The organism is Bacillus sp. M5A3_1b, assembly GCF_053345335.1.
Map to the genome: position 1 here is coordinate 432,508 of NZ_JBKEZY010000001.1, position 18,369 is coordinate 450,876.

20 protein-coding genes and 1 riboswitch are annotated in these 18,369 nt (G+C 36.0%); of the genes, 6 read left to right on the forward strand and 14 right to left on the reverse strand.

The features are described 5' to 3' along the window. Nucleotides 1-336 precede the first annotated feature (336 nt). Nucleotides 337-1,116, forward strand: a complete 780-nt coding sequence (locus ACLBWW_RS02215) for a GDSL-type esterase/lipase family protein (protein ID WP_447613896.1) — start codon at nucleotides 337-339, stop codon at nucleotides 1,114-1,116. Between the two features lie 72 nt (nucleotides 1,117-1,188). Beyond that, nucleotides 1,189-1,635, forward strand: coding sequence for a MarR family winged helix-turn-helix transcriptional regulator (locus tag ACLBWW_RS02220; RefSeq protein WP_000445824.1), 447 nt, complete (start codon nucleotides 1,189-1,191; stop codon nucleotides 1,633-1,635). Between the two features lie 24 nt (nucleotides 1,636-1,659). Here ACLBWW_RS02220 and ACLBWW_RS02225 read toward each other — a convergent pair whose 3' ends face one another. The 7 genes from ACLBWW_RS02225 to argC all read right to left on the reverse strand — a co-directional run bounded on the left by ACLBWW_RS02225 (nucleotide 1,660) and on the right by argC (nucleotide 7,834). After that, nucleotides 1,660-1,866 (reverse strand): hypothetical protein, encoded by a 207-nt coding sequence (locus ACLBWW_RS02225; RefSeq protein ID WP_000291951.1) that lies wholly within the window; start codon nucleotides 1,864-1,866, stop codon nucleotides 1,660-1,662. 58 nt (nucleotides 1,867-1,924) lie between these two features. Next, the gene (locus ACLBWW_RS02230; protein WP_048546330.1) at nucleotides 1,925-2,485 is read right to left on the reverse strand and encodes a DUF2062 domain-containing protein; all 561 of its coding nucleotides are present in this window, start codon (nucleotides 2,483-2,485) and stop codon (nucleotides 1,925-1,927) included. A gap of 178 nt (nucleotides 2,486-2,663) precedes the next feature. Further along, a complete protein-coding gene (gene argF / locus ACLBWW_RS02235) occupies nucleotides 2,664-3,614 on the reverse strand; it encodes an ornithine carbamoyltransferase (protein WP_048546332.1) in 951 nt (316 codons plus the stop codon). Nucleotides 3,615-3,626: 12 nt separating this feature from the next. Beyond that, nucleotides 3,627-4,787, reverse strand: coding sequence for an acetylornithine transaminase (locus tag ACLBWW_RS02240; protein WP_048546334.1), 1,161 nt, complete (start codon nucleotides 4,785-4,787; stop codon nucleotides 3,627-3,629). After that, nucleotides 4,784-5,551, reverse strand: coding sequence for an acetylglutamate kinase (argB, locus tag ACLBWW_RS02245; protein ID WP_098221258.1), 768 nt, complete (start codon nucleotides 5,549-5,551; stop codon nucleotides 4,784-4,786). The genes ACLBWW_RS02240 and argB overlap by 4 nt, the downstream gene beginning before the upstream one ends. A gap of 11 nt (nucleotides 5,552-5,562) precedes the next feature. Then, nucleotides 5,563-6,786 (reverse strand): bifunctional glutamate N-acetyltransferase/amino-acid acetyltransferase ArgJ, encoded by a 1,224-nt coding sequence (gene argJ / locus ACLBWW_RS02250; protein ID WP_447613897.1) that lies wholly within the window; start codon nucleotides 6,784-6,786, stop codon nucleotides 5,563-5,565. Nucleotides 6,787-6,796: 10 nt separating this feature from the next. After that, nucleotides 6,797-7,834, reverse strand: coding sequence for an N-acetyl-gamma-glutamyl-phosphate reductase (gene argC / locus ACLBWW_RS02255; RefSeq protein ID WP_048546340.1), 1,038 nt, complete (start codon nucleotides 7,832-7,834; stop codon nucleotides 6,797-6,799). A gap of 224 nt (nucleotides 7,835-8,058) precedes the next feature. Here argC and ACLBWW_RS02260 point away from each other — a divergent pair, with 224 nt between their 5' ends. Then, complete coding sequence (locus ACLBWW_RS02260; protein ID WP_001003210.1) at nucleotides 8,059-8,244, forward strand: YqzH family protein; 186 nt, start codon at nucleotides 8,059-8,061, stop codon at nucleotides 8,242-8,244. A 29-nt stretch (nucleotides 8,245-8,273) separates the two neighbouring features. Here ACLBWW_RS02260 and ACLBWW_RS02265 read toward each other — a convergent pair whose 3' ends face one another. Beyond that, on the reverse strand, nucleotides 8,274-9,068 hold the full coding sequence (locus tag ACLBWW_RS02265) for an SDR family oxidoreductase (RefSeq protein ID WP_048546343.1): 795 nt from the start codon (nucleotides 9,066-9,068) through the stop codon (nucleotides 8,274-8,276). Nucleotides 9,069-9,077: 9 nt separating this feature from the next. Further along, nucleotides 9,078-10,031: an MBL fold metallo-hydrolase gene (locus ACLBWW_RS02270; protein ID WP_000125142.1), complete on the reverse strand. Its 954-nt coding sequence runs from the start codon at nucleotides 10,029-10,031 to the stop codon at nucleotides 9,078-9,080. Between the two features lie 166 nt (nucleotides 10,032-10,197). Between ACLBWW_RS02270 and proI the strand changes: the two genes are divergently transcribed. Next, nucleotides 10,198-11,037: a pyrroline-5-carboxylate reductase ProI gene (proI, locus tag ACLBWW_RS02275; protein WP_048546345.1), complete on the forward strand. Its 840-nt coding sequence runs from the start codon at nucleotides 10,198-10,200 to the stop codon at nucleotides 11,035-11,037. Between the two features lie 51 nt (nucleotides 11,038-11,088). Here the strand turns inward: proI and sdaAA are convergent, their stop codons facing one another. The 5 genes from sdaAA to rnz all read right to left on the reverse strand — a co-directional run bounded on the left by sdaAA (nucleotide 11,089) and on the right by rnz (nucleotide 14,464). Next, nucleotides 11,089-11,967 carry an L-serine ammonia-lyase, iron-sulfur-dependent, subunit alpha gene (gene sdaAA, locus ACLBWW_RS02280; protein ID WP_000489470.1) on the reverse strand — a complete coding sequence of 293 codons (879 nt, stop codon included), beginning with the start codon at nucleotides 11,965-11,967 and terminating at the stop codon, nucleotides 11,089-11,091. Between the two features lie 18 nt (nucleotides 11,968-11,985). Continuing rightward, a complete protein-coding gene (sdaAB, locus tag ACLBWW_RS02285) occupies nucleotides 11,986-12,645 on the reverse strand; it encodes an L-serine ammonia-lyase, iron-sulfur-dependent subunit beta (RefSeq protein WP_000877441.1) in 660 nt (219 codons plus the stop codon). A 44-nt stretch (nucleotides 12,646-12,689) separates the two neighbouring features. Continuing rightward, nucleotides 12,690-12,836, reverse strand: a complete 147-nt coding sequence (locus ACLBWW_RS02290) for a hypothetical protein (protein ID WP_194145321.1) — start codon at nucleotides 12,834-12,836, stop codon at nucleotides 12,690-12,692. A gap of 151 nt (nucleotides 12,837-12,987) precedes the next feature. Then, the gene (locus tag ACLBWW_RS02295) at nucleotides 12,988-13,179 is read right to left on the reverse strand and encodes a hypothetical protein (RefSeq protein ID WP_048546347.1); all 192 of its coding nucleotides are present in this window, start codon (nucleotides 13,177-13,179) and stop codon (nucleotides 12,988-12,990) included. Between the two features lie 361 nt (nucleotides 13,180-13,540). After that, nucleotides 13,541-14,464, reverse strand: coding sequence for a ribonuclease Z (gene rnz / locus ACLBWW_RS02300; protein ID WP_048546350.1), 924 nt, complete (start codon nucleotides 14,462-14,464; stop codon nucleotides 13,541-13,543). Between the two features lie 189 nt (nucleotides 14,465-14,653). Here rnz and ACLBWW_RS02305 point away from each other — a divergent pair, with 189 nt between their 5' ends. After that, nucleotides 14,654-14,905, forward strand: a complete 252-nt coding sequence (locus tag ACLBWW_RS02305; protein ID WP_000656495.1) for a DUF3932 family protein — start codon at nucleotides 14,654-14,656, stop codon at nucleotides 14,903-14,905. 188 nt (nucleotides 14,906-15,093) lie between these two features. After that, nucleotides 15,094-15,261, forward strand: a riboswitch (M-box (ykoK) riboswitch). A 328-nt stretch (nucleotides 15,262-15,589) separates the two neighbouring features. Then, the gene (mgtA, locus tag ACLBWW_RS02310; RefSeq protein ID WP_447613898.1) at nucleotides 15,590-18,295 is read left to right on the forward strand and encodes a magnesium-translocating P-type ATPase; all 2,706 of its coding nucleotides are present in this window, start codon (nucleotides 15,590-15,592) and stop codon (nucleotides 18,293-18,295) included. Nucleotides 18,296-18,369 lie beyond the last annotated feature (74 nt).

An 18,369-nucleotide genomic window follows, 5' to 3' on the forward strand; every position in this document is an offset into this window, starting at 1 on the left:
AAAATAATGAAATAAACCTCTATTTCCCTCTAACCACATACCTTTTTTCTTCTATTAGAGACAAGATTTTCATTTCATCCTGCGCTAATGAGTAGTCCCCTTAAACGCCCGATTAGTGAAACTTTAATTAGTGGGAAATAAAGCCCTACTCATTAAAATTTCACCTTATCTGACATTATCATATATAATGTACTTTCATATCGTCAATATTTTTTGACATACTTCTACAAATTTTCTGTAAAGTTGTTGTAAACTTTTCATAAATATATAATATGCCCTTACATTGTTAATACTGCTGAATATGATACAATTACCAATTACAAGGAGGATGAATATATGAAAAAAGTCATCTTAACAATTGTTTGTCTCCTCCTTCTAATCATTTCTTATTCTTATTTTGAAAAGAACGATGAGACAAAACAAAATGAACCCGAAGAAAACACAGAAAAAATATCTACTCCAAGTTGGATTGATAAGCAAACAAACGATTCCTTTTATCATCTCGTACTAGGTGATTCACTCGCCAAAGGATATGGATCGACACAAGGGGGATTTGCTGAATTAGCTTCTAGACAAATAGAAGCACAAATTCATAAGCCAATTACAGTAGAAAACCTTGGGATAAACGGTCTTACAACAGATCGTCTCGCTAAAAAAGTGCAATTAGAAGATGTAAAGCAAAAAATTAGAGCAGCAAATATCATTACAATTAATATTGGAGGAAATAATTTATTCCGTTTAAATCGTGATGTCGGTGTTATAGATGGTATTAAAATGTTAAATAAAGAAAAAGCTCATTTTGAAGCGGATATAAAAAATATCGTAAAGACAGTTCGAGATCAAAATCCGAACGCTTTACTCATTCTCTCAGAACTCTATAATCCGTTACAACTCGATGACTCCATCGCCAGTTATGCAGATATGTTTTTAGATGGATGGAATGAATCCGTTTATTCCATTTCAAAAGCAAATCAACCATCTATCGTTTTACCAATTCGTAAATTAATATCAAATGATAAAAAAGATTTACTCTTTGACCAAGTGCACCCAAATGATGATGGCTACGCAATTATTGCCGATTCATTTACAAAAAAAGTGTTGGCCTACAAATATTAAAATTTCCATGAAACAATTCTATTTTTATAACATGTCTTTTTTGTTACAATGATAGTGGAAGGGGGCCTTTATATGGAATCACGCGAGTGGGAACGTATTGTTGATCATCTTCTTTCGCTAGTGCCTCTTTTTTATCGCAAATTTATGCTTCCTGGAGAATTTTCTTCTCAAAGACATATGCCGCCATCACATACACAAGTATTGCTGCTTCTGCATGAAAATGGCACATTAGCAGTTTCCGAAATCGGCAAGCGGCTAGCGATTTCACGGCCTAACATGACACCTCTATTAAACAAACTGATTCAAGAAGAACTAATAGAGCGTCATTATAGCGAAAAAGATCGACGGGTCATTTTAATTTCCCTAACAGTTGAAGGGAAATTGTTAGTAAATCAGTATCAACAATTCATTTTAGACAAATTAAAAGAAAATTTCCAAACATTATCTGAGGAAGAGCGCGAAAAGCTCATTCACTCTCTTCAAACCATTCAAAATTTAATTTTGAAAACAAACGCATAAAGCTGCTTCTACATAGAAGCAGCTTTATGATTCGTAATAATTACCATAGTACACATTTGAATATGGCCATGTCGTTAAATATGGTTTTTGTTCTTGCGTAGGCTGTTGTTGTGGTATTTGTGGTAATTGCTGTAATTGTTGTTGTCGATATAATTCGTATTGTCTACTCATATCATAAACCGGATAATAATTTACATATGGGTATACTTGCGGTACGTAATAATAATACATTCATTCTCTCCCCCTTTTTCTTAAACATATTCAAAGGAGAAAATGAATGTGACACTCTTTATATTTGCACGAGTGGTTCTCTCACTCGTTTCTTTCTGTTCTTCAAACGTAACTTACGGTTCTTTTCATATAAATAATGCACCACGAAATATGAAACTACACCAAACGCAACTCCTAAAATTGTCATTCCGATTAATACATACACTTCACTCTGTAACAAGCTCTTTAACATCGTAAAAATGTGGCTTGAGAACAAGTCAGACATTGTAAATGGTTCATGGTGTATTTTTTTCACATGAAATGGATAAATCATTTTTCCTAACGCATAAGCAAATGGAAATAACAATACCGGTAAAAATGATATCTTCCCAATAATATTGCCAATAACCGCAGCAGGAAAAGACCCCTTTGCTAATCGGACGATCGGATAAAATATTACATATACGAGCGATGCCGTATATATAACCAACATCTCTAAACCAAAACCAATCGCAAAACCTAATGATACTTTCTTTGCTCCTTCTGGTGATCGAAGCAACTTATAATATTGAAACTTTAATATTCTCCACATCCGCTGAAAAAACGAATATGTTTTCTTAGTTGTTTTCAAATTCATCATCTCTTTAACTATATTTTTTCTATCTAGTATGTCCCTACATGATATGAAAAACAAATTTAGTTTACTCTTTTTATTATAAATGATTTAGAGATGGTTAACCAAATATACATACGACATTTCAATCTAAAAAGCACACCTCCAATTGTTATTCGTGCTTAACAATTGGGGCGCACATCATTTAGGAAAGCTCTTCTACATTTTTAAATAAACTTACTAATAATGCTTTTTGCGCATGCAATCGATTACCCGCTTGCTCAAATACGATAGACTGCGGTCCATCTATAATTTCTCCTGTTACTTCCTCTTCACGATGGGCAGGTAAACAGTGTAAGAAACGATACGTTTGCTTTGCATGCATAACAAGTTCGGTATTAATTTGGTACGGTTGAAATAAAGTATATTTCTCTTCTTCTCCCTCTTGCCCCATGCTCATCCAAACGTCAGTATAAATAAAATCTGCTTTACTCACTGCTAATTCAGCGTTATGCAAAATTTCAATTTCAGCTCCTGTTTCTTCAGCAATCGCTAACGCTTTTTTTACAATTTTCTCATTCGGTTCATACCCTACAGGCGTTGCAACAGTCATATTCATTCCAACTTTCGCACTCGCTAACAACAATGAATGACATACGTTATTCCCGTCACCTACATAAGCCAATTTTATTCCTTTAAATGTATTTACTTCTTCATATATTGTCATTAAATCTGCCAACGCTTGACAAGGATGGTGATCGTCCGTTAATCCATTAATAACAGGAATGCTCGATTCTTTTGCAAGCTCTTCTACATCAGCATGTGAGAATGTACGTATCATGATCCCGTCAATATAATGAGATAATACTTTCGCAGTATCTGAAACAGTTTCTCCTCTTCCAATCTGCATCTCTTTCCCACTTAAAAACATGCCATGTCCTCCGAGCTGTACCATTCCTGCTTCAAAAGATACGCGAGTACGAGTTGAATGTTTATCAAAGATAAGGCCTAATATTTTTCCTTGTAATAAAGGCTCCTGCTTATTCTTTTTTAAATATATAGCGAACTCAATTAAAGAAATAATTTCTTCTTGCGTCAATTCTTCTAGTGTTAAAAGATCTTTCGTATTTAATTTCGGTACTTGTACAGTTGACATGGAATTTCCCCCTTATATGATTGATACGTTTTTTGTACAAATTACTTTTTTTATCATATATACTGCCTGTTCTAACTCTTCATTCGTCACAATAAGTGGTGGTAACAGTCTTATAACATTAGGCCCTGCTTGTAATACGAGAAGTCCCTCTTCTTCTAGTTGTTCTATAAAACTTGCAACTTCATGCTTACACTCAATTCCAATCATAAGCCCCTTACCACGAATATTTTGAATACATTCGACATGTTGTAATTCCTCTTGCAATTTCTCTAATACGTACTCGCCCTTTTCCTGTACTTCTTTTAAAAACGATGGTTTCTTACTTACTTGCAATACTTTTTTCGCTGCAGCCATCGCAATATAATTCCCGCCGAAAGTTGAACCGTGTGATCCTGCAGTAAACGATGTTCCAAGTTCTTTTCGGCCAATCATCGCTCCAACAGGAATGCCATTTCCAAGAGCCTTAGCGGTAGTAACGATATGAGGATCTATTCCCATTTGTTCGTAAGCGAATAGTGTCCCTGTTCTTCCGATCCCTGTTTGTACTTCGTCTATAATAAATAAAGAACCGAACTTATTACATACTGTTTCAATCGCTTTCAAAAAAGATAGATCAGCAGGTATGACTCCTCCCTCTCCTTGAACAACTTCTACCATTACTGCCGCAACTTCTTCATTCATTACTTTCTCTAACGCCTTTATATCGTTAAAAGGGATATGTAAAAAAGACGGAAGGAGCGAACCAAATCCTTCTTTCACTTTATCTTGCCCCGTCGCACTCATCGTTGCGAATGTTCTACCGTGAAAAGACTGCTCACATGTTACGACGAGAGATTTTCCAGTATGCTTACGGGCTAACTTCAAAGCAGCTTCATTCGCCTCTGCCCCGCTATTACAGAAAAAAACAGAATCTAACGCTGTATTTTCTGTTAATAATGACGCTACTTCTTCTTGTAAGCTGTTTGTAAACAGGTTAGATATATGCCATATATCATGAAGTTGCTCTTGTACAGCTTTCATAACAGTAGGGTGACAATGCCCTAAATTACATACGCCAATTCCTGATGTAAAATCTAAATATTGCTTACCATTTTTATCAATAACTTTCGTTCCACTTCCCTTTACAAACTCAATGTTTCTTCTCCCATATGTTTGAAAAAGATGACTTGTCATACGATACTTCCCCCTTTCGTTACCGTCGTTCCGATACACTCTCCCGTAACTTCAGCAAAATCTTTTGTACCGTTCACAATACTTATCTTTTGCACTCCCATTTTTAATGACGCTAGTGCCGCCTGTACTTTCGGAATCATCCCGCCTGTAATAACTCCTTTTTCTATTAAAGTAATAATTTCAAATTCATCCGTTTTCTTTACTAATTTTCCTTCATGTAATATCCCATCTACATCCGTAATAAAAATGAGTTCTTTTGCGGATAACGCAGACGCAATTCCAGCTGCAGCGGTATCCGCATTTATGTTATAAATCTCATTATCATTTATCCCGATTGGAGCAATGACAGGAATATAATTCAAATTTATCAATCCTTTTAGTAAGGCTGTTTCGACATAACTTACTTCTCCCACATATCCTATTTCTTCACTGACAGGTTGAACTTGAAGTAAATTGCCGTCACACCCTGAACAACCTACCGCAAGTAAATTATGCCTTTGCAACTTCATTACAAATTTTTTATTCGTACTTCCGCATAGCACCATTTGAACAATATCCATAACTTCTTTTGGTGTTACTCGTAACCCATCTCTTTTTTCTACTTTGATGTTACAATCTTTTAATTGCGCATCAATTTCTGGGCCGCCACCATGGACAATCACTACTTTATACTTCTGTTGCAATTTCTTTATACAATCAAAAAACACATCATTTAATTGATCCAACATACTACCGCCGCATTTCACTACAATATAATCGCTCATCTTCCCTCTCCTTATGTACGATAACAAGCGTTTATTTTCACATATTCATAGCTTAAGTCACAGCCCCAAGCTGATCCGGTTTCTTCTCCTAAATGTAAATTCACATCAATCATAATTTCATGTTCTTTTAATTTCTTTTTCATTTCCTCTTCAGAAAACATTTGAGGTTCACTATTTTTTAACACAGCGATAGATTGAAGAGTAATATCAATTGTATTTGGATTAATCGCTACTTCACTTTGTCCCATACTGCTAATAATTCGCCCCCAATTTGGGTCTTCACCATGTATTGCTGTTTTCACAAGACTCGAACCGACTATTTGCTTTGCAATTTTCTTTGCCTCTTCATTCGTTCGAGCTCCTAGCACATTTACTTCTATTAACTTCGTAGCACCTTCACCATCTTGTGCAATTTTTTTTGCTAAATCTTCACATACCTTCTGTAAAGCAAATACGAAAGTTTCCCAATCTGCATGTTCCGTATTGATTGGTTTCGTTTCTGATAATCCACTTGCCATAACGATGACCATATCATTCGTAGAAGTATCTCCATCCACCGTAATTTGATTAAATGTATGATTCGTTATTTGTGATAATGCTATTTGCAATACATCATGCTCTATATGAGCGTCTGTCGTAATAAAACTCAGCATCGTTGCCATATTCGGATGAATCATCCCTGAACCTTTAGCAACACCAGCAAGCACCACTTTCTTCCCATCAATCATCATCTCATAGCACGTTTCTTTCGTTATAAGATCCGTCGTTAAAATCGCTTCAGAAAAAGAATGAGCTTCACTTACTTCCTTCGTCGGGATAAGATTTACAACTCCCTTTCGGATTATATCCATCGGTAAAGGAACACCAATTACACCTGTTGAAGCTACTGCAACGTAATTTTCTTTCACTCCAAAATGTTCCGCCCCTAATGCACGCATCTCGTAGGCATCTTGTAAGCCTTTCATTCCTGTACAAGCATTTGCATTTCCACTATTGACGATAATCGCTTGTAATTTCCCCTCAGCTGCTATACTGTCTTTCGTTACTTGCAGCGGGGCTGCTTGTATTTGATTCGTTGTATAGACAGCGGCACATGATGCTGGTACTTCACAAATGATCACACCTAAATCTCTTTGTTCTTTTTTTAAACCATTTGCAGTACCGATTGCCAAAAAGCCTTTTGGCGTTACAATTGAACCATTTTCCAATTTTGTTATAGGCTCTACTTTAATCATCATGTCCCCCTTATAGATAAAGCGGCATATGTTGTAAGCCTGTTGTTTCTTCTAGTCCCGCAACTATGTTTGCATTTTGAATCGCTTGCCCAGCCGCACCTTTCATCATATTGTCTATAACAGAAACGACTGTCACTCTTCCTGTTCTTTCATCGTAAGCTACCCCCATATCACAATAATTTGAGCCCCTCACTTCTTTCGGACTTGGAAACTCTCCTTGCATGCGAATTCGAATAAAAGCCGATTGTTCATACGTTTCTTCATATAATTTTTGAAGTTGTTCTATTTCCATTTCTCGTTTTACTTTCGCATAAAGGGTAACCATAATCCCCCGTGATATCGGTATTAAATGTGTACTAAACGTGATTGGCTTCGTATTCCTATTCCACTCTGCAAGCATTTGCTCAATCTCAGGAACGTGTTGATGCTCATTTACTTTATAAATGTGCAAGTTATCGTATAACTCAGGAAAGTGAGTCATTGTTGTTGGCGTTTTGCCAGCTCCAGATACTCCTGATTTCGCATCAATAATAATGGAATCTTCTTCAACCATGCCGCTACGCACTAACGGCAATATCGCTAATAATGCGGCTGTAGCAAAACATCCTGGGTTTGCAATTAAATTTGTATTTTGAATCTCGGACCTTTTCCATTCACTTAACCCATATACAGCTTCACTAAGAACTTCTTCTTTTGCAGCTGCCCTTTTATACCACTGTTCATATATGAAAGGATCTTTCATACGAAAGTCTCCAGATAGGTCAATTACTTTTAAACCTACTGCTAATAATTTTGGAGTTAACTCTGCTGATACTCCTGCTGGGGTTGCTAAAAATACAATTTCCGCTTTCTTCTTTATTTCCTCCGCATTAATTTCTTGTAACGTATGAACAAGAACATTTTGAAAATGCGGATATACATTTGTTATAGACTCGCCAACTTGCGAAAAAGAATGAAGAGATGCTATCGAAAAATATGGATGTTGCTCTAATAACCGAATTAACTCAATACCTCCATACCCAGTTGCTCCAATAATCGCGACTTTCATATGCTCCTCCTCATATCGATTCTTTAAATTAAGTATGATTATAATATTGTATATTTATAGAGTCAATTAAATATTTATAAATTTTGCAAACTTAAAAAACTTAATTTTACTAGAAAAATAATATACCCAACCGGATTTTTATACAAAAACAATGTATAGTAGTTTTTTCATTTCACTTCAAGTACAATAAAACAATACATACGTACATACAGGCAGGGAAAAACATGAATGAAAAATTAATTGAGAAAATGATCATAAAAAGTTTTCAACAATATCAATGTAATCCTATGTCAAATGAGGATCAGGAAATGCTAATTAAACATATTCAAACGATAATTCATTCAAATACTGAAATTGATGTATACGAGGCAGTTGAGGATATCGTTTACGATTATGTGACTGGAAAATAAAAAATAGGAGATTTCCATATGGAAATCTCCTATTTTTTATTTAATGATTTACCTGCAACACGCTCAAATAAACCAGGGAATAGTGCATAAAGTTTCGGACCAATGCCCATCCACTTCGGTAAGTTTACTTCACGCTTTTTCGTTTGCATCGATTTTACGATCTGCTCTGCTACATATGTTGGTTTTAACATGTACCGTCCCATATTTTTCACATATGTACCGGATTGATCCGCTATTTCAAAAAAGTTTGTATCTATCGGACCTGGATTAATCGCTGTTACGAAAATATTTGTACTAGACAACTCCATGCGTAAACTATTCGTAAATCCTAATACTGCATGTTTCGTCGCTGCATACGCACTCGATTTTGGAGTTGCAATTTTCCCAGCAAGTGAAGCAATATTAATAATATGTCCTTCGTTCCTTTTCACCATATAGGGTAGTACCGCTTTCGTACAAGCTACTAATCCAAATACATTTACTTGGAACATATCTTTCACTTCATCCATTGACGCATCTTCAAATGTTTTAAAAATACCAAATCCCGCATTGTTTACTAATATATCAATACGTCCCACTTCTTGTAATACCTTTGAAAAAACAGATTGTACTTCCATCTCTTCACTTACATCTAATACATAATAATAGCAAGGCGTATTATAAGTTTCTTTAATTTTCTCTGCTAACGCTTTTAATTTCTCTTCTGTTCTAGCCATTAATACTGGAGTCGCCCCCTGCTCTGCAACTTGCATTGCAACTTGCTCTCCAATTCCACTAGAAGCACCTGTAATGACGATTACTTTATTTTGTAAACGTCCCGTCATTGCTGTCACCTACTTTGCATAATAAATCAATTGTTGCGAAGATTCATCAATCATCACTTGTTGATTATATGCTAAAAAGTCCAATTGTCCAACAGTTTCTGAAATAGTAAGTGGCAATTGCTCCTTATATAATACCGGAAATAGTTTTACACATACTTCAAATGCTGTCATTGGTTTTTCCTTTAATAACTCAAGCACTTTAAACGCACGTGTTTCTTGCTTTTGTAATCTCGTTTCAATAAGTTGTTTCACATTTAGAACATCTTCTCCATGTCCTGATAAAATGCGCGAAATATTCATTTCACTTAAACGCTTTAATGTTTGATTATATTGTAATAACGGGCGCGCCCTTTCTGTTTGTCCTTCATATGGTGGTTCTAATATGGGATTCGAAGAAATATGGCTAATGAGAGCATCCCCGCCAATTAATATTCCATCAGATTCTCTATATAATGAAATATGAGTGGAAGCATGACCTGGTGTTTCGATTACTGTAAACCCAGGTAAAGAATCAATACGATCTCCCTCTCTCACAGTATGCGTTAACGATCTATTACAAGAATATTTAAGTGTCTTCGTCGTCAATAACGCCTCGTCTTTTAAAAATGCCGCTGGAACACCAAATTGCAAAGCTGTCTCTCTAAAAAACTCATGATACCGCTTTAAAAATTCTGGATTTTGCGTGATCCAAGGCTCATTCCAAGGATGTCCAATAATGTTCGTTTTCTCAGAAAATATATTTAAAAGCCCACAATGATCCGCATGATGATGCGTAATGACTACTGTTTTAATATCTTCTATCGCATATCCTAATGTACCTAATTGCCTTTCTAAAGCACTTCTTGCTTCTTCTGTATTCGTCCCTGTATCAATTAATGTTAATGTCTCTCCCTCAACTAAAAACACATTCACAGTTTCAACTGCAAATGGCACAGGAATCTCCATTCGGTGAATCGCCGTCATGCTTAGCCCCCCCTGTCTCTTTCCGGTTCAAAAATGAATACTTCTTCAGTTTACAACTTCTATATATATTTGTCATTATTTTCAGATAAAAAGAGGTGTTGCCTGTAAAAAAACGAATGTATGTACATTTATAAGAATTTCTAACCAAATTTAAAGGGGGAACATCATGTCTATTCAAAACATTTCCTTTCTCGGTGCAGGCTCTATTGCTGAAGCGATTATTGGTGGCTTGTTACATGCAAATGTTGTGAAAGGCGAACAAATTACCGTAAGTAATCGTTCTAACGAGACAAGATTGCAGGAGCTACATAAAAAATATGGCGTAAAAGGTACGCATAATAAAAAAGAGCTACTTACTGATACAACTATTCTTTTTCTAGCAATGAAACCAAAGGATGTTGCAGAAGCGCTTACTCCTTTTAAAGAAGATATACATAATAACTTGCTTATTATTTCCTTATTAGCAGGTGTTTCTACTCAATCGATTAGAAACCTACTTCAAAAAGATGTTCCGATTATTCGTGCGATGCCAAATACATCTGCAGCTATTTTAAAATCAGCTACTGCTATCTCGCCTTCAAAACATGCAACAGCGGAACATATTCAGACTGCCATAGCTTTATTTGAAACGATCGGTCTCGTCTCTGTTGTAGAGGAAGAAGATATGCATGCTGTCACTGCATTATCTGGAAGTGGGCCTGCTTATATTTATTACGTAGTGGAAGCGATGGAAGAAGCCGCAAAAACAATTGGTTTAAAAGAAGATGTTGCAAAGTCACTTATTCTTCAGACGATGATTGGTGCTGCTGAAATGCTAAAAGCAAGTGAAAAACACCCTTCTGTTTTGCGAAAGGAAATTACTTCTCCTGGCGGAACGACCGAAGCAGGCATTGAAGTATTACAAGAACATAAATTTCAACAAGCACTTATTTCTTGTATTACACAGGCAGCGCAACGATCACATAATCTTGGGAAAACATTAGAACAACTAACAAAAGAAAAATAAAAATGGAGCTCAATCTTACTTGAGCTCCATTTTTTTATTAACATATATTGTTTAGTTATTAGTCTTCCCAAAAATCTCTTCTTGCAGACGGCGACCAGTTGGTGTTGCTGCAAGTCCACCTTCAGCTGTTTCACGAAGTGCTACTGGCATCGTTTGTCCGATTCTAAACATCGCCTCAATCACTTCATCACATGGAATTGTACTCGTTACGCCAGCTAATGCTAAATCAGCTGAAATCATCGCATTCGCAGCTCCTGCTGCATTACGTTTTACACAAGGTACTTCTACAAGCCCTGCAACAGGATCACATACTAAACCAAGCATATTCTTTAATGAAATCGCCATCGCTGTAGCTGCTTGATCTTGTGTTCCACCAGCCATCTCAACTGCTGCTGCTGCTGCCATTCCACTTGCTGAACCTACTTCAGCTTGGCAACCTCCTGCCGCGCCGGAAATACAAGCATTATTCGCAACAACCATACCGAAAGCTCCTGCTGTAAATAAAAATTCGATCATCTCTTCGCGTGTCGGCTGTAATTTTTCTTGCAGTGCAAACAGTACACCTGGCACTGTTCCAGCAGACCCTGCTGTTGGTGTTGCACAAATAATTCCCATCGCTGCGTTTACTTCATTTGTTGCAACAGCTTTACTCACCGCGTCCAAAATCGTATCTCCAGATAAGCCTTTTCCGCTATTCATATACGCCTGAACTTTTACAGCATCTCCGCCAGTTAAACCAGTTGGTGATTTCACTCCGCGAATACCACGTTCTACTGCTTGCTCCATCACGACTAAGTTCTTTTCCATACCAGCAATTACTTCTTCACGTGAAATACTTCTTGTTTTCATTTCACATTGAATCATAATTTCTGCGATTTTTACATTTTGTTCTTTAGCTTGCGCCACTAGTTCCGCTGCGTTCCGAAACATGGTGTGTCCCCCCTGCAATTATTCCATAATAGTTACTTGACAAATATTTTGTTGCGCGTTTATTTCTTCAATCACTTCATCTGCTAATAATTCATCTGTTTCGATAACCATAAGCGCTCTTCTTCCTTTTTCTTTACGAGAAACACTCATTGTACTAATGTTAATTTCATGTTTCGCAAGGATTGAAGCTACTGCTGCAATAGCACCGAAGCGATCGTTATTTACAATAAGTAGTGCTGGACTCGTGCCTGTTAATTGAAGATCGAATCCGTTTAATTCTACAACTTCAATTTTACCGCCACCAATTGAGCAAGCAACAACTTCAATTTCTTCTTCACCTTTATACAAACGAATTCTCGCTGTATTTGGGTGAGGTGCATTTGCATCTTCTTCAATAAATTCTACTTCGATTTTGCGCTCTTTTGCTATGTCTAGCGCTTCTGGAATACGTAAGTCATCTGTTTCAAACCCTAATATCCCACCTATTAACGCTACATCTGTACCATGCCCACGATACGTCTTTGCAAATGATCCATATAATGAAATGCTTACTCTTTCTGGTTCATGACGAAACAGCTGGCGAGCAACTTGCCCCATTCTTGCTGCGCCTGCTGTATGTGAACTTGATGGACCAATCATAACTGGACCAATAATATCAAATACTGAGCGATACTTCATCATAACTCCCCCTAAACCTCTATGAAAAAAATTTTACTATTCTATTAAGCTACCGAATCGGTTGCTTTTCCAGTTGTACGACGAATTTGTTCCGCTATACGAATTGGATAGTTTTTGAATAACAGTGAAACAATATATCCTGAAATAATACCAATTATCATAATAAATAAGAAACTTAGCATTATCTTCATTTACTAATCATATAAGCTAATCCACAATAAAGTCTTGTAGCAATCCAAAGTTTAACACAGAACCCCTTACAAGCATAGCATAAAGTGAACCTATAATCAGTGGGGGTTTTGTTCATCCCCCACTGATTATCAGCCCTCACCAATCGGACGTTTACGGACAGCCCGACTCCCACCTAACTTCTTTGCCCCAGCCGAATTTTGAGGTGGGAGTTTTACTGCCCGTTACTGTCGGATAAACAAGTGAAACTCCCATTGCTTTCATACCTTTTAGTGCTTTAAAGCTAAAAAATGAAAAAAGACTTAGTACAAATAATAGTAATATCTTTCCTATTATAAATTCCATGTTGCTCTCTCACGATTTAGTCAACTTCACTTATTACGACAAATAGCTAAAATGCATGTAGCCTACAATAAATTTTGATCTGCCCTCATTATAGCTCGTTTTTAATAAAACGCTTACTTTTAATGAATTTTAAAAGTTCTGAATAACGATCTGTTTTTGCTATTTGTACCACTCGTATGTCGTCTGACTTATATAACAGTTTTTCTAAACAATCGGTACTATGCATTTTTATCCTATTTCTTCACATCATTAAAACTTTCTGTTCCATCCAATATAAACATAAAATGATAACAGTTTTATTTTAATTTTTTTTAGAAATAAAAAAATGGCAACCTTTCGTCACCATTTTTTCACACCATTATTATCTTTCTACCGGAAAAATTTTCAAGTCCGTAGCTATTTCTGTATTAGAAAATAGCTCTCTTGCCTCTTTCCATAATTCCTTATATGTATCCCCTTGATAACGAGAACTAATATGAGTCAATATTAATCGTTTTGCATTTGCCTGAAGTGCAATACTCGCAGCTTGCTTAGATGTGGAATGAAAATAATCATACGCTTGTTGTTCATCTTCTGCTGCAAAAGTTGCTTCATGAACAAGTACGTCAGCGTCTTGTGCCAGCTCTCTACTCGCTTCACAATATCTTGTATCGCCTAAAATGGTAATAATTCTTCCCTTTTGAGGTGGACCAATAAAGTCTTTTCCATTTAATATCGTACCATTTTCTAATTCAACTACTTCTCCATCTTTTAAACGTTTAAAGAGCGGGCCCGGTTTCACACCCATCTCCAGCAATTTATCGACTAAAAGAGCACCTTGTATATCTTTCTCTACAATACGATACCCAAAACATTCAATACCGTGTGACAATCTTTTCGTTTCCACGTGAAATTCATTATCTTCAAATACAGTACCTTCTTCTGTTATCTCCACAATTTCAAGTGGATATTTTACATGTGTCGTACTTACTGATAATGCCACTTCAATAAATTGTTTAATTCCTTTTGGTCCATACACTGTTAAAGGTGTATTCCCTCCTTGAAATGAACGGCTTCCTAATAAACCAGGCAAGCCAAAAATATGATCACCATGTAAATGCGTAATAAATATTTTTTCAATGCGGCGTGGGCGTACTGATGTATGTAATATTTGATGTTGCGTCGCCTCGCCACAATCAAATAACCAAGTCTGTCCTCGTTCTTCTAACAATTGCAAAGCAATTGCCGAAACGTTCCTTCCTTTCGAAGGAACACCTGCACCAGTTCCTAAAAATACAAATTCCACTTTCTTTCCTCCAGCTCTTTATATAATCTACCTTTCATCTTACGGAATGTTATTTCAAATGGCAAATCGAATTTACATAACCAATCATCTAGACAACTATATATCACGAACATTATACTCAAAAAACTTAGTAATCGTTCGTGTTTTATGTTAAAATGATTATACTACATTTTAAGGGAGCGTTTTATTATGAAAGAAGCATTTCGTTTACAAACTGATTTTTCATCTTCATTTGATCGCTGGGTAAGTTCTTTCGTTTCTGATCACCCAGCACAATTAGAATGGACGACTTTGAAAGAATTAATCCATGAATATACAACAACACATACAAATGATTCATTACCAACATATATTTCTTCAGCTTTAACATATTACGCACAACGTGTTTCAACAACAAACAGTTCAGAAATTGTTATTTTTGAAAATGCTACAATCTCATAATCTATAAATAAAAAGCACTGTAATCAGTGCTTTTTATTTATATTCATTACAGTATTTATTTTCCATCCTTATTTCAACAAAACTCCTCTTATTTCCTACTATATAGCCATCATAAACCTATTTGATTTTTCAAAAAAAAGATATTGACACTATAAATTTACAGTGCTAACATTCAAATTGTAATTGAATATGGTCTCTGTTAGGTGAGGCTCCTGTATAGAGAAACGCTGCTGCCCAAAAATGTCGAGAGACGCCAATGGGTCAACAGGAAAGGTCGGAATGAAGGCCTTTCTTAACGTAGCTGGTTTCAGTACCTATGCTATACAGTGCTAAAACTCAACGAGGGAGAGGTGCATCTATTTTTGTCATGCACAAAAACTGTTTTTATCTATGTTTATTAACAGTCTTTGTTGTGGACTCTTTTAACTGCGAATTCAGACCTTTACTCGTTTTGAGTAAAGGTCTTTTTATATATGCACCTTACTATGAAACAAACATAGCATATTCAGAAACTACTAAATTGTACGGAGGTGAGGAACAGTTGGCAATTGATGATTCGGCCCAGATACCCATATGTTTTACGTTAATATTTCATCATGTAGGTAGGAAAGAAGCTGTTCCTCCTAATTTTAAATAGTCGAGTAACAGATTGTTTCCTCCTTCATGAAAAAGGAGGAACTACCGATGTTAAATTTACAAAGACAAGAAACAAAACATTCATACGATCAAGATCGTATGAAAACAAATAATGAATTATTGGTGGAAGTCGCAACACAAGATGCAAACAAGGCGTTACAACTTTTAGAAACAACAAAAGATGGACTCTCTAAACAAGAAGCGGCTCTTAGACTTACTTTATATGGCCCGAATGAAATAGCTCATAATAAAACATCACCGTGGTACATTCAATTTCTACTGGCATTTAAAAATCCGTTTATTTTTGTTTTATTAGCTCTCGGCGCACTCTCTTTTTTCACAGATGACATACAAGGAACCCTTGTCGTATCTGTAATGGTAATGCTAAGTGCAACGATTCGTTTTTTACAAGAATTTCGTTCTCAAAAAGCTGCGGATCAGTTAAAAGCTATGGTTCGAACAACGGCGAGCGTCTTTAGAATAGATGGATTTGTACACGAAACAAAAAAAGTAACAAATTTAAAGCAAAATTATACAATGGAAATTCCAATTGAAGAACTTGTACCTGGCGATATTATTTCACTTTCAGCCGGTGATATCGTTCCGGCTGATGTGCGTATTCTATCAGCTAAAGATTTATTTGTGAATCAGTCTTCTTTAACTGGGGAAGCACTGCCTGTGGAAAAGTACGAAAACTGCTATCATACAGAGAATAAACATATCTTACCGAAAAACATGAAAAAAAATTACAATCCACTCGATATGGAAAACCTTTGTTTTATGGGTACAAATATTGTAAGTGGTAGTGCAAAAGCTGTTGTCATCTCCACAAGTACCGATACGTATTTCGGATCTTTAGCAAAAAGGGTTATCGGCAAACGAGTAGAAACAAGCTTTGATAAAGGTGTAAACAAAGTAAGCTGGCTCTTAATTACATTCATGCTTATTATGGCGCCTATCGTTCTTCTCATTAATGGATTCACAAAAGGGGATTGGCAAGAGGCTTTCTTCTTCGCTATCGCAATTGCTGTTGGTCTCACACCTGAAATGTTACCAATGATTGTAACTGCTAATTTAGCAAAAGGTGCCGTTAACATGTCTAAACAAAAAGTAATTGTAAAACAACTGAATTCTATTCAAAACTTAGGTGCTATGAACATTCTTTGTACCGATAAAACAGGAACTTTAACAGAAGATAAAGTTGTACTTGTCCGCCATTTAGATCCTAACGGTAATACATGTAATCGTGTATTACACTTCGCCTATTTAAATAGCTTCTATCAAACAGGATTGAAAAATTTAATAGATAAAGCCGTTATGAAGCATACAGAAGAAAACCAGAAGTTTAATCCATCCATTTTTCAAAAACTAGATGAAATTCCATTTGATTTTGCTCGCCGGCGTATGTCTGTCATCGTGAAAGATATTTCAGGTGAACATACAATGGTTTGTAAAGGAGCAGTAGAAGAAATTTTATCTATTTGTAACTACACTGAAGTAGATGGAAAAGTTGTTTCTCTTACCGATGACATGCGTTCAAATGTAAAACAACTAAGTGAGACATTAAATAGTGAAGGTATGCGTGTTATTGCTGTAGCTTATAAAAAAGATAGACCAATAAATGATACAGAGTACGCGGTACAAAATGAAAATGATATGATTCTCGCTGGATATATTGGCTTTTTAGATCCACCGAAACCATCTGCAGCTACTGCCATTCAAGCATTGCAGAAACATGGTGTACAAGTAAAAATTTTAACTGGCGATAACGAAATCGTGACAAGAAAAGTTTGCAAAGAAGTTGGATTAAATATCGGTGAGCCTGTCCTTGGTTACGAAATCGATTCTTTACCTGATAAAGCATTAGCAAAATTAGCCGAAGAAACAACTGTATTTGCTAAACTAAATCCAATGCAAAAATCTCGCATTATACGAGTATTACAAGGAAACGGACACACTGTAGGTTATATGGGAGATGGCATTAACGATGCCGTAGCGTTACGTGAAGCTGATGTTGGCATATGTGTTGATACTGCTACTGATATTGCAAAAGAATCTTCCGACATTATTTTACTCGAAAAAAGTTTAACAATATTAGAAGCAGGTATTTTAGAAGGACGTACTACATTCGGAAATATTTTAAAATATATTAAAATGACAGCTAGCTCTAACTTCGGAAATGTATTTAGTGTATTAGTAGCAAGTGCTTTCATCCCCTTCTTGCCGATGCTTGCCATTCACCTTTTAATTCAAAACTTACTTTATGATATTTCACAACTGTCTATCCCATGGGACAAAATGGATAAAGAGTTTTTAGACAAACCAAGAAAATGGGATACTGCCAACTTACGAAACTTCATTATTTGCATCGGTCCAATTAGTTCCATATTTGATATTATCACATACGTAGTCATGTGGAACGTCTTCGGTGCAAATACAGCTAGCGAACAATCATTATTCCAATCTGGTTGGTTTGTCGTTGGATTGCTAACACAAACTTTAATTGTTCACATGATAAGAACACAGAAGATTCCGTTTATTCAAAGTGCTGCATCAATACCGGTTCTTTTATTAACCGCTTGTATTATGGCAATCGGAATTTATATTCCATTCTCGCCACTTGGAGCAGCCGTTGGATTACAAGCATTACCACTTAGCTACTTCCCTTGGTTAATAGGAATACTATTAGGCTATGCTCTCTTAACACAGTTCCTAAAAAAAGTTTATATTAAAAAGTTTCATAGCTGGTTATAAAGTGAAGCTTTCATCAGCCCGCAAATAGCGGGATAAAAATGAGAATGAGCAGGTACTCCCCACTCATTCTCAAA